Annotated in this window: 11 protein-coding genes; 4 read left to right on the top strand and 7 right to left on the bottom strand. The window is 63.2% G+C overall.

Going from position 1 to position 11,865, the window contains the following annotated elements:
* Positions 1-22 precede the first annotated feature (22 nt).
* The 6 genes from ettA to ugpB form a co-directional block, all read right to left on the bottom strand.
* Positions 23-1,690, bottom strand: coding sequence for an energy-dependent translational throttle protein EttA (gene ettA / locus P0D80_RS23865; RefSeq protein ID WP_408179095.1), 1,668 nt, complete (start codon positions 1,688-1,690; stop codon positions 23-25).
* 234 nt (positions 1,691-1,924) lie between these two features.
* Entirely contained in the window at positions 1,925-2,224 is a 300-nt protein-coding gene (locus P0D80_RS23870; protein WP_408286980.1) for a DUF3761 domain-containing protein, read from the bottom strand.
* 50 nt (positions 2,225-2,274) lie between these two features.
* Positions 2,275-3,363: a sn-glycerol-3-phosphate import ATP-binding protein UgpC gene (locus P0D80_RS23875; RefSeq protein WP_408286981.1), complete on the bottom strand. Its 1,089-nt coding sequence runs from the start codon at positions 3,361-3,363 to the stop codon at positions 2,275-2,277.
* An 85-nt stretch (positions 3,364-3,448) separates the two neighbouring features.
* Entirely contained in the window at positions 3,449-4,294 is an 846-nt protein-coding gene (gene ugpE, locus P0D80_RS23880) for a sn-glycerol-3-phosphate ABC transporter permease UgpE (RefSeq protein ID WP_007180267.1), read from the bottom strand.
* Entirely contained in the window at positions 4,291-5,175 is an 885-nt protein-coding gene (gene ugpA / locus P0D80_RS23885; protein WP_012434461.1) for a sn-glycerol-3-phosphate ABC transporter permease UgpA, read from the bottom strand. The genes ugpE and ugpA overlap by 4 nt, the downstream gene beginning before the upstream one ends.
* Before the next feature lie 71 nt (positions 5,176-5,246).
* Positions 5,247-6,572, bottom strand: a complete 1,326-nt coding sequence (gene ugpB / locus P0D80_RS23890) for a sn-glycerol-3-phosphate ABC transporter substrate-binding protein UgpB (protein ID WP_132376782.1) — start codon at positions 6,570-6,572, stop codon at positions 5,247-5,249.
* 270 nt (positions 6,573-6,842) lie between these two features.
* Between ugpB and P0D80_RS23895 the strand changes: the two genes are divergently transcribed.
* Entirely contained in the window at positions 6,843-7,811 is a 969-nt protein-coding gene (locus P0D80_RS23895; protein WP_408286983.1) for a glycerophosphodiester phosphodiesterase family protein, read from the top strand.
* A 121-nt stretch (positions 7,812-7,932) separates the two neighbouring features.
* Here P0D80_RS23895 and ychF read toward each other — a convergent pair whose 3' ends face one another.
* Positions 7,933-9,027, bottom strand: a complete 1,095-nt coding sequence (gene ychF, locus P0D80_RS23900; RefSeq protein ID WP_408179100.1) for a redox-regulated ATPase YchF — start codon at positions 9,025-9,027, stop codon at positions 7,933-7,935.
* Positions 9,028-9,342: 315 nt separating this feature from the next.
* Between ychF and P0D80_RS23905 the strand changes: the two genes are divergently transcribed.
* From P0D80_RS23905 to P0D80_RS23915, 3 genes are all read left to right on the top strand, one after another.
* Positions 9,343-9,708, top strand: coding sequence for a hypothetical protein (locus P0D80_RS23905; RefSeq protein ID WP_408179101.1), 366 nt, complete (start codon positions 9,343-9,345; stop codon positions 9,706-9,708).
* 78 nt (positions 9,709-9,786) lie between these two features.
* Entirely contained in the window at positions 9,787-10,959 is a 1,173-nt protein-coding gene (locus tag P0D80_RS23910; RefSeq protein WP_408286985.1) for a UbiH/UbiF family hydroxylase, read from the top strand.
* 132 nt (positions 10,960-11,091) lie between these two features.
* Entirely contained in the window at positions 11,092-11,817 is a 726-nt protein-coding gene (locus tag P0D80_RS23915; RefSeq protein WP_408253554.1) for a DsbC family protein, read from the top strand.
* The last annotated feature ends 48 nt before the right edge of the window (positions 11,818-11,865 follow it).

Below are 11,865 nucleotides of genomic sequence, written 5' to 3' on the forward strand. Positions count from 1 at the left end.
GCGCAGGCCAGCCGGTCTCAGCTTATCGTGTGATCGGCTTGTAACGCAGACGCTTCGGACGCGCCGCTTCTTCACCCAGACGAGCGCGCTTGTCCGCTTCGTATTCCTGGTAGTTGCCGTCGAAGAACGTGATTTGCGAATCGCCTTCGAACGCGAGGATGTGCGTGGCGATCCGGTCGAGGAACCAGCGATCGTGCGAGATGACCATCACCGAGCCGGCGAACTCGAGCAACGCGTCTTCGAGCGCGCGCAGCGTTTCGACGTCCAGATCGTTCGACGGTTCGTCGAGCAGCAGCACGTTGCCGCCCGCGATCAGCGTCTTGGCCAGGTGCAGCCGGCCGCGCTCACCGCCCGACAGATTGCCGACCACCTTCTGCTGGTCGCCGCCCTTGAAGTTGAAGCGGCCGATGTACGCACGCGACGGCGTTTCGTACTTGCCGACCGTCAGCACGTCGGCGCCGCCGGAGATTTCCTCGAACACGGTCTTCGAACCGTCCAGCGCGTCGCGGCTTTGATCCACGTACGCGAGCTTGACGGTCGGGCCTTGCACGATCTCGCCCGAATCCGGCTGTTCGCGGCCGGTCAGCATGCGGAACAGCGTCGACTTACCCGCGCCGTTCGGCCCGATGATGCCGACGATCGCGCCCGCCGGAACCTTGAAGCTGACGCTGTCGAGCAGCAGACGGTCGCCATACGACTTGCTGACATTCTTGAACTCGATCACTTCATTGCCCAGACGATCGCCGACCGGAATGAAGATTTCCGAGGTTTCGTTGCGCTTCTGGTAGTCCTGGCTGTTCAGTTCCTCGAAGCGGGCGATACGCGCCTTCGACTTCGCCTGACGGCCCTTCGGGTTCTGGCGCACCCACTCCAGTTCTTTCTTGATCGCCTTCTGACGCGCCGACTCCGACGATTCTTCCTGCTTCAGGCGCTCTTCCTTCTGGTCGAGCCAGCTGCTGTAGTTGCCCTTCCACGGAATGCCGTGGCCGCGGTCGAGTTCGAGAATCCACTCGGCGGCGTTATCGAGGAAGTAGCGATCGTGGGTCACAGCGACCACGGTGCCCGGAAAGCGCGTGAGGAACTGTTCGAGCCAGTCGACCGATTCCGCATCCAGGTGGTTGGTCGGCTCGTCGAGCAGCAGCATGTCCGGCTTTTCGAGCAGTAGCTTGCACAGCGCGACGCGACGCTTTTCGCCGCCCGACAGATGTTCGATCTTCGCGTCCCAGGCCGGCAGGCGTAGCGCGTCGGCGGCGATTTCGATCTGCTGCTCGGCGTTGCCGCCGTCGGAGGTGGCGAGGATCGCTTCGTACTTCGCCTGTTCGGCGGCGAGCGCGTCGAAGTCGGCGTCCGGTTCGGCGTAGGCCGCGTAGATTTCGTCGAGCTTCTTTTGCGCGTTGAACACGTCGCCGAGACCTTCCTCGACCGCTTCACGCACCGTCTTGTTCGGATCGAGTTGCGGTTCCTGCGGCAGATAGCCGATGTTCAGGTTCGGCATCGGCGTGGCTTCGCCTTCGATGTCCTTGTCCACACCGGCCATGATGCGGATCAGCGTCGACTTGCCCGAGCCGTTCAGGCCGAGCAGGCCGATCTTCGCGCCGGGGAAAAACGACAGCGAGATGTCTTTCAGGATTTGACGCTTGGGCGGCACGATCTTGCCGACCCGGTTCATGGTGAAGACGTATTGGGCCATTTGCTTGCAATAGACGTTGACGACGCCGGCCGCGTAGGGGGCGGGCGATCGTGGGTGGATGGGTAATCGGTGTTATGGCCGGGCGGAGCGCCCGGCGCCGGCCGGCGCGGCGTGAAGCATGGCGTCGAACTTCGCGACGCCCCGCGCGCGGGCGGGTTCTTCAGGTGGCATTGTACTTCGGCAGGGGCGCCGGACGGCAGTGGGTGTCCGTCCGGTCCGGGCCCGCTCGGATGATCAGAGCCAATCCGCGACACCGCCATGCCGCGAACACGTGCCGCTGCGATGCCGGCTGAAGCTGTACGTGGCATCGCGGCAGCGCGCGGTCGCGCCTTCCGGCGCCTTGCCGGATAACGAGCGGGCTGGCGCGTGCACCGTGTTGCCGTCGCGATTCGTATAGGTGTTGTGATTGCTGAGGTTCGCTTCGTCGGGCGTGGCGCCCGGTGCGACATACGCGAACGCGGAGGACACGCTGAACAACAGCGCCGCGGCAGCTGCCGTGCAGGCGCGCAAGGTGTTACGAGTCATGCCTGTCATGGTCTTTCGAGTGCTTGTTATTCTGACCTCACGCGCGCTTTGCGAGCTCTTCAATTCGCGCGCCGTCCGCTCGCCGGATCGAAGAAATGCAGATGCCGCGCGGGCAGCGCCACTTGCAGCGCCTCGCCTGCCGCGGGCCGATGCGCGTGCGGCAAACGCACCGTCACGTCGTGCTTGCCCCAGCGGCCGTGCGCGAGATTGTCTGCGCCGAGCAATTCGCAGGAATCGACGGTGAGCGTCGCGTGCGGCGCATCCGCCTGACCCGGGCTCATGTGCTCCGGGCGAATGCCGAGCGTCCACTCGCGTCCTTTGGCGACTTCCCGGTCGATCGACGCGACGTCGGCCAACGGCAGCTTCGGACCGTTCCCAGCCACTTCGAAAACTGAGCCGTCGTCCGACACGCGGCCTTCCAGCAAATTCATCCCCGGCGAACCGATGAAGCTCGCGACGAACACCGTGGCGGGCCGTTCATAGACCTCGGTCGGCGCGCCGATCTGCTCGGCGTGGCCCTTGTTCATCACGATCACGCGCTGGGCCAACGTCATCGCTTCGATCTGATCGTGCGTCACGTACAGACTCGTCGTTGCAAGCCGCGCATGCAGGCGCTGGATTTCGAGCCGCATCTGCACGCGCAAGCGCGCGTCGAGATTCGACAACGGTTCGTCGAACAGGAACACGGCCGGCTCGCGCACGATCGCGCGCCCCATCGCGACACGTTGGCGTTGCCCGCCAGATAGCTCGCGCGGCTTGCGCTGCAACAGCGCTTCGAGTTCGAGAATCTGCGCGGCGGCCTGCACGCGCTTTTCGATCTGCGCACGCTCGACACCCGCGATCTTCAGCGCATAGCCCATGTTCTCGGCCACGCTCATATGCGGATACAGCGCGTAGTTCTGGAACACCATCGCGATGTTGCGATCCTTCGGCTCGAGCTGATTGACCACTTTGCCGGCGATCGAAATATTGCCATCGGAGATGCGCTCGAGTCCCGCCACCATCCGCAGCAAGGTCGATTTGCCGCAACCGGACGGGCCGACCATCACGACGAACTCGCCGTCGGCGACGTCCACGTCGATGCCGTGCAACACGAACTGTTTGCCGTCGTAGGTTTTTTTCACGCCTTGCAGAGTCAGTGCAGCCATGCCGTTTTAGCCTTTCGTTACGTGCCGCGGATCGCGCGGTGTTGTGATTTCAATGCCGGAAGAAGCTCGCTCAAACGGGCGCCGCTTACTTCTCCGCGTCCACGAGTCCGCGCACGAACCAGCGCTGCATCGTCAGCACGACTGCGAGCGGCGGCAGCATGGCGAGCAGCGTTGCGGTCATTACAAGATGCCATTCGGTAGCGGTGTCGCCCGACGCGATCATGCTTTTGATGCCGACCACGGCCGTGGTCAGCGATTGCTGGCTCGTGATCAGAATTGGCCACAGGTACTGATTCCAGCCGTAGATGAACGTGATCACGAACAGGGCAGCCATGTTCGTCTTCGACAGCGGCAAGACGACGTCCCAGAAGAACCGCATGGCGCCGGCGCCGTCGATGCGCGCGGCTTCCATCAATTCGTCCGGCAGCGTCATGAAGAACTGGCGGAACAGGAAGGTTGCGGTGGCCGAGGCGATCAGCGGCAACGTCAAACCGCTATACGTATTGCTCAGATGCATCGACGAGACGACTTGCACGGTCGGAAAGATCCGCACTTCGACCGGCAGCATCAGCGTAATGAAGATCAGCCAGAACGCGAGGTTGCGAAACGGGAAACGGAAGAACACGATCGCGTACGCGGAGATCATCGAGACGGCGATCTTGCCGATCGAAATCACCAGCGCCATCACGAGGCTGTTGAACAGCATGCGGCCGAACGGCGCCGCCGCGTTGCCGCTGCCTTGCGACCAGACGGTCGCGATGTTCTCGAACAGATGCGTGCTCGGCACCAGCGAAAGCGGCACGCTGAACACTTCGTGCTCGCTCATGGTCGCCGCGCAGAACGCGACGTACACCGGAAACACCACCAGCACGACGCCCAGAATCAGCACCGCGTGGCAGAAGAGGTCGAAACCGCGGCGGTTCTCGATCATGAGTATTGAACCCTGCGTTCGATGAAGCGAAATTGCACGACCGTCAGCGCGACGACGATCACCATCAGGATGACCGACTGCGCGCCGGAACTGCCGATGTCGAGCCCCTGAAAACCTTCGGCGAAGATCTTGTAGATCAGCGTGCGGGTGGCTTGCGCGGGACCGCCGCCGGTGGCGGCGTCGATCACCGGGAAGGTGTCGAAGAATGCATAGGTGATGTTGATCACCAGCAGGAAGAAACTGGTCGGTGACAGGAGCGGTAGTGCGATGCCGAAAAAGCGCCGCACCGGACCGGCGCCGTCGATTGCCGCCGCTTCGATGAGCGAGCGCGGAATCGCCTGCAAGCCCGCATAGAAGAACAGAAAGTTATAGCTGACCTGCTTCCAGACGGACGCGAGCACCACGAGGAACATCGCCTGGCCCGCGTTCAGCGCGTGATTCCACACGATGCCGTACTTGGCCAGCGCGTAGGTGACGAGGCCGATGCTCGGGTTGAACAGGAACGACCACAGCACGGCGGCGATCGCGGGCGCGACCGCGTACGGCCAGATCAACAGCGTTTGATAGGTCTTGGCGCCGCGCGTCACGCGATCGGCGCAGACCGCGAGCAGCAGCGAGATCACGAGCCCCGACACCGTGACGAGCGCGCAGAAGATCAGCGTCGTATAGAACGACGAGAGGTAGAGCGGATCGGCGAAGAGTTGCTTGAAGTTGGCGAGCCCGACGAACTCACTCGATGTTCCGAACGCGTCCTGGCTTTGCGTGGATTGCCAGAGCGCCTCACCGGCCGGCCACAGAAAGAACAGCAGCGTGATCGCGAGTTGCGGCGCGACGAGCAGGTAGGGCAGCAGGCTGGTGCCGAAGCTGGAGCGCTTTTCCATCGATGATTTCCAAGGTTCTGCTGCAAGCACGGGTTTCGGTGCGGGCGCACCGAAACCCTGCCGACGACCGCTTAGTTGCCGGCTTTCTCGAAGCGGCGCAGCAGTTCATCGCCACGCGACACGGAGGCGTCGAGCGCCTGTTGCGGCGTCTTCTTCTGTGCCCAGACCTGTTCGAGTTCTTCGTCGATGATGGTGCGGATCTGCGGCATGTTGCCCAGACGCAAGCCCTTCGTGTACGGCAGCGGCGGCTTGTTGAGCATCTGCTTGATGGCGGTGTCGCTGCCCGGGTTCTTTTCGTAGAAGCCTTGTTGCTGCGTCAGTTGATAGGCGGCGGTGGTGACCGGCAGATAGCCGGTGTCCTGATGCCACTTGGCGGCAACCGGCGCCGACGACAGATACGAGAGGAATTTCGCCACGCCCTTATAAACCGCCGGATCCTTGCCCGACAGCACCCACAGGCTCGCTCCGCCGATGATCGCGTTCTGCGGCGCGCCCTTCACGCTCGCGTCGTACGGCATCATGCCGGTGCCGAAGTTGAACTTCGCGTACTTCTTGATCGTGGCGAGCGACCCCGACGAGTTGGTGATGATCCCGCAGTCGCCGCTATAGAACTTCGACACCGGTTCGTCCTTGCGGCCGACGTACGTGAAAGTGCCGTCCTTCTGCATGTTCTGCAGGAACTGGATATGCGCGACTTGCAGCGGCTTGTTGAACTCCAGTTGCGCGTCGGGGCCGTCGAAGCCGTTGTTCTTCGTCGCGAACGGCGCGCCGTGCCAGGCACTGTAGTTCTCGAGTTGAATCCAGCTCTGCCAGCCCGATGAATAGCCGCACGCCATGCCCGACGCCTTCAGCTTTTGTGCGTCGGCCTGCAGTTCGGCCCAGGTTTTCGGTGGCTGGTTCGGGTCGAGGCCGGCTTTCTTGAAGGCGTCCTTGTTGTAGTACAGCACCGGGGTCGAGCTGTTGAACGGCATCGAGATCAGCTCGCCGGTTTTGGCGTCGCTGTAATAGCTGGCGATGGTCGGCACGAAGGCCTTTTCATCGAGCGGCACGCCGGCTTGCTTGAACACTTCCGAGACGGGGATCACGGCCTTCTTCGCCTGCATCATGGTGGCGGTGCCGACTTCGTAAACCTGCAGGATGGCCGGCGCATTGCCGCTGCGATACGCGGCGATGCCGGCGGCGAGAGTCTGGTCGTAGGTGCCTTTGAAGACCGGCACGATCTTGTAGTCGCTTTGCGATGCGTTGAACGCGTTGGCGATGTCGTTCAGCCGTTCGCCCAATGCGGCTTCCATGCCGTGCCAGAACTGGATTTCAGTCGCGGCGTGGGCCGCCTGGCTGAGGCCGACACTCAATACGGCGGCAACGGAAAGCGAACGGATTAGCGGCTTCAAACTCATCGATTTGTCTCCAGATTGGAACGGGCGCGGATGCGAATCGCGCGATTCTATTTGTGTTCGATGACAGTCCGGCGACGGTGGCCGGGCGGCGTGCACCATTTTTGACGGGCGCCGAATGCCGCAATTTAACACCGGTGTCACAAAACGGAAACAGTCGGTGGTTGAAGGCGACGGTCTGTGCGAGGCCTTAGTCTGCTCGGCGCCTACGAGTTTGAGTTGCTCGCGTGGATTCGTGTACGTTACGTCACGGTGCGTTAATCAGGATTGCAGATGCTGGGTTCTTCATTGCGATTGGTAGCAGGTAGCTGGGTGGCGGGCCTGGCGTTGGCCGGTTGTTCGCTCGCGCCAGTGAGGAGCAACGATGCCGTCACTCAGGTGAGTTCATTGCCGGAGATCATCGCCCACCGTGGCGGCACGGGCGATGCGCCGGAGAACACGCTCGAAGCGATCCACCTGTCGATCGAGCATCATGCCGACGCGATGTGGCTCACCGTGCAGTTGAGCAAGGACGGCGTGCCGGTCTTGTATCGACCAGCGGACCTGTCGGCGTTGACCTACGCGAAAGGACCGGTGTCCGCCTATACCGCGGCTGAACTCGCCCGCGTGAATGCCGGGTGGAGTTTCCGCCGCGGACAGGCGTATCCATACCGTGATCATCCTTCGGGCATTCCGACGCTACGCGAGGCACTGCGCGCGATGCCGGCGGGCATGCCGGTCATCCTCGACATGAAGGCGCTGCCTGCCGGGCCGCAGACGCAAGCCGTCGCGCGCGTGCTCGACGAAGAAAACGCGTGGCAGCGTGTATCGATCTATTCGACCGAAGCCGATTATCAACAGAGCTTTGCCGCGTATCCGCAAGCCAGACTGTTCGAATCGCGCGATGCAACGCGTGAGCGGCTCGTGCGCGTCTTGCTGAATCAAGGCTGTGTGGATGCGCCGGCCGGACACGCAATGACCGCGTTCGAGTTGCATCGCGCGCTGACGGTGGTCGAGAAATTCACGCTGGGAGAAGGGCGGTCGGATGTGCAGGCTACGCTGTGGACGGCGGCAACGGTCGCGTGCTTCCGGCAGAAGCCCGACGTGCGCATCGTCGCGATTGCCGTGAACGATGCGGACGATTACCGCATGGCGGCGTGCCTCGGCATCGATGCGGTGCTCACGGATTCACCGGCAAGAATGGCGGCGATCAGGGACGGCATCGCGTTGCCGCTGCGCTGCGCGCGCTCCAAGGCAAACTAGCGGCCAATAAAAAAAGCCCGCTTTGAAAAGCGGGCTCTCTTGAAGTCACTTGCTGCGGGCGACAACGCTCAGGTTTTCACCCGTGGCCGTCTCATGCCGAAGCCGAAGCCCAGGCAGAAACTCAGACGTTGAACAAGAAGTTCATCACGTCGCCATCATGCACGACGTATTCCTTGCCTTCCGCACGCATCTTGCCGGCTTCCTTCGCGCCTTGCTCACCCTTGTAAGTGATGTAGTCGTTGAACGCGATCGTCTGCGCGCGAATGAAGCCGCGCTCGAAGTCCGTGTGAATCGCGCCCGCGGCCTGCGGCGCCGTATCGCCGACGTGGATCGTCCACGCGCGCACTTCCTTCACGCCAGCCGTGAAGTAGGTTTGCAGGCCCAGCAGCTTGAAGCCGGCGCGGATCACGCGGTTCAGACCCGGCTCTTCCATGCCCATGTCGGCGAGGAACACTTCCATGTCGGCTTCGTCGAGGTCGGCGATTTCCGCTTCGATCGCGGCGCACACGGCGACGACCGGCGCGCCTTCGGCCGCTGCGAACTTCGCGACCGCGTCCAGATGCGGGTTGTTCGCGAAGCCGTCTTCCTTCACGTTGGCCACGTACATAGTCGGCTTGGCAGTGATCAGGCAGAACGGCTTGAGCGTGACCTTTTCTTCGTCCGACAGGTCGAGCGCGCGGACCGGCTTGGCCTGGTCGAGTTGCGCACGCACCTTTTCCAGCACCGCAGCGTTCTTGATGGCTTCCTTGTCGTTACCCGACTTGGCGGCCTTCGAATAGCGCGCCAGCGCCTTTTCGACGGTGGCGAGGTCGGCCAGCGCCAGTTCGGTGTTGATCACTTCGATATCCGACAGCGGATCGATCTTGTTCGCGACGTGAATCACGTTCTCGTCTTCGAAGCAGCGCACCACGTGCGTGATCGCGTCGGTTTCGCGGATGTTGGCGAGGAACTGGTTGCCCAGACCTTCGCCCTTGCTCGCACCGGCCACCAGACCGGCGATGTCGACGAATTCCACCACGGCCGGCAGGATGCGCTCCGGCTTGACGATCTCGGCGAGCGCCTTCAGACGCGCGTCCGGCACCTCGACGATGCCGACGTTCGGCTCAATCGTGCAGAACGGATAGTTTTCGGCGGCAATGCCCGCCTTGGTCAGCGCGTTGAACAGGGTGGACTTGCCGACGTTAGGCAAGCCGACGATGCCGCATTTGAGGCTCATGGAAATCCTTCAGTGAATCAGTAAGTTGCGTGATGCGCTCGACGCTGTGTGCAGGATTCGAGAAGCCTTCGCGTGTGGCGTGGCGGACCAATGCAGCGGAGCGGGACAAGACACCGGATCGGGGCGTTGCTCGACGACCGGGCGCAAGTTTTCACGGAAAGCGCAATTGTAACCCGTTCGGATCGGCGCACCGACGCGGCAGCGGGAAAGCGGCGCCCATCGCTCGATCGGCGATTGCAAGGTTCAGGTAAGAATTTCTCGAACGCATTGTAGAATCGCCGGTTCAGGGCCGCTAGAGCCCAATCCGAGGAAAAAATGAGAACAATACGATGGGTCATCACGGGCGTGGCTGTCGTCGCGCTGGGCAGCGCGATCGCGTCATGGGTATCGCCGAACTTCGACGACGCCCAGGCGAACTCGGACCGGCAGACGGTCAACTGCCTCGCCAGCCGTTTGACGTTGGACGATAAAAAGCAGATCGCCCAATACGCCGATGCCAACGACTTCGATTCACTGTGGCACGTGTATGACCGCATTTTCCCGGACTGCGCCGTGCGCGGCGATCAGCGGGAGCGCAAGGGCGACCTCGAGGCGAGCGCCTGGCGGCTCCTGTCTTCCGACCGCGAATTCACGCGGCTGCGCGAAGCGAACGCGGCACACGCGGCCGCCGGTCGCCTGTGAGCATCGGCGCGATTGTTTGGGCTCAAACGCCGTGTGCATCGATCCGTCCCCCGCAACCCCCGCGGCTATAATGCGCGGATGAACGCACACCACCAGACCTTTGATGCCGCCGTGATCGGCGGCGGGCTCGTCGGCAAGACCGCGGCGCTCGCGCTGACTCAAGGCGGGTTGCGCGTGGCGCTGCTCGCGCAACCCTGCGCGGCACTGCCCGCCGCCGTCGCCTTCGACTCGCGGGTCTACGCGTTGTCGTCGAGTTCACAGGCTTTGCTGGAGCGTTTGCGGGTCTGGCAGGCGCTGGATCTGGCGCGGCTCGGGCCCGTCTACGACATGCGCGTCTACGGCGACGCGCACGCCGAACTGCATTTCTCCGCGTTCCAGGCTTCGGTGCCGCAACTGGCGTGGATCGTCGAGTCGTCGGTGATCGAACGTGCGCTGGATGCGGCGCTGCGCTTCCAGCCGAATCTCACCTGGATCGACACGCGCGCTCAGGCGCTGGACTTCACCGCGGATAGCGCGAGCGTCGGGCTAGCCAACGGCAATGTGCTCGACGCCGATCTGGTGGTCGGCGCGGACGGTGCACATTCGTGGGTGCGTGCTCAGATCGGCTCGAAGATGGACCGGCGCGACTACAAGCAAACCGGCGTGGTCGCCAATTTCAAGGCCGAAAAGCCGCACGGCGAAACCGCTTACCAATGGTTCAAGGACGGCGAGATCATCGCGCTCCTGCCCATGCCGGACGGCCACGTTTCGCTGGTCTGGTCGGCGCGCACCGAGCACGCGGAGCAACTGATCGCGCTCGATCCGGCGCAACTCGCCGCGGAAGTGGAACGCGTGACCGGCGGCCAGTTCGGCGCGCTCGATTGCGTGACGCCCGCGCAAGGTTTCCCGCTCGCACTGCAAACGGTCGACCGGCTGGTGGCGCCACGCGTCGCACTGGTCGGCGACGCCGCGCATCTGATTCATCCGCTGGCCGGGCAGGGCATGAACCTCGGCCTGCGCGACGTCGCGGCGCTCGCCGACGCGGTCGCCGGCAAGGAATCGTTCCGCGATCTCGGCGACATGGTGCTGCTGCGCCGCTACGAACGCGCCCGCCGCGAAGACATCCGCGCGCTGATGATTGCCACCGACGGGCTGCAAAAACTCTTCTCGGTTCCCGGTCCGTTTGCCAAAGTGTTGCGTAATACCGGCATGGCGTTCGTGGGCGCGCAGCCGTTCATCAAGCGCTGGCTGGTGTCGGCCGCGCTGGGTTGAAGCACCCGGCCGGGCATGCCGCGGCCGGCGACACAGGTATCATGAGCGGATGGACGCCGTTCCGGTCAGACTGGAAACGTCAGGAAACGAGCAATGCGTGCGCATGGCGCACGATTGAACCAGGAATTCAGGATGAAAAAAACTTTCCGCATGGCCGCCGCCGTGCTTGCCATCGCCGCCGTCACGATCGGCTGCTCCGCGCAGGCCGACCAGACCACCGACAAGCTCAAAGCCACGCTGCAGACGCGTCTCGCCGACGTGTCGATCAAGAGCGTGACGAAGTCGCCGATTGCCGGCCTGTACGAAGTGAACCTCGGCACGCAGATCGTCTATAGCGACGCGAACGGCGATTACCTGATGCTCGGCGACATGGTCGACGCCAAGACCCGCAAGAATCTGACCGAAGCGCGCCTCGCTGAAACCAACCGCATCGATTTCGCGAGCCTGCCGTTCGGGAACGCGGTGAAGGTCGTGAAGGGCAACGGCGCGCGCAAGATCGCCGTGTTCTCCGACCCGAACTGCCCGTACTGCAAGCAGCTCGAAACGTCGCTCAAGTCGATCGACAACGTGACGGTCTACACGTTCCTGTACCCGGTGCTGTCGCCGGATTCGACCGCCAAATCGAAATCGATCTGGTGCTCGACGGATCGCGCGAAGGCTTGGGAATCGTGGATGCAGGACCATCAGGCGCCCACCGCCGCCGGCACCTGCGACACTGCCGCGATCGACAAGAACCTGGCGCTCGGCCACGCAATGAACGTCGACGGCACGCCCACGGTGTTCCTAGCCGACGGCCGCCGTCTGCCCGGCGCCGTGCCGGCCGACCGGCTGGACAAGGAAATGTCCGCAGTGCACTGAGCACGCGGAACACAACGAACAAAGGAGGCGCGACGTGCGCCTCCTTTC

The organism is Paraburkholderia sp. RL17-373-BIF-A (genome assembly GCF_046030175.1).
Taxonomy (GTDB): Bacteria; Pseudomonadota; Gammaproteobacteria; order Burkholderiales; family Burkholderiaceae; genus Paraburkholderia.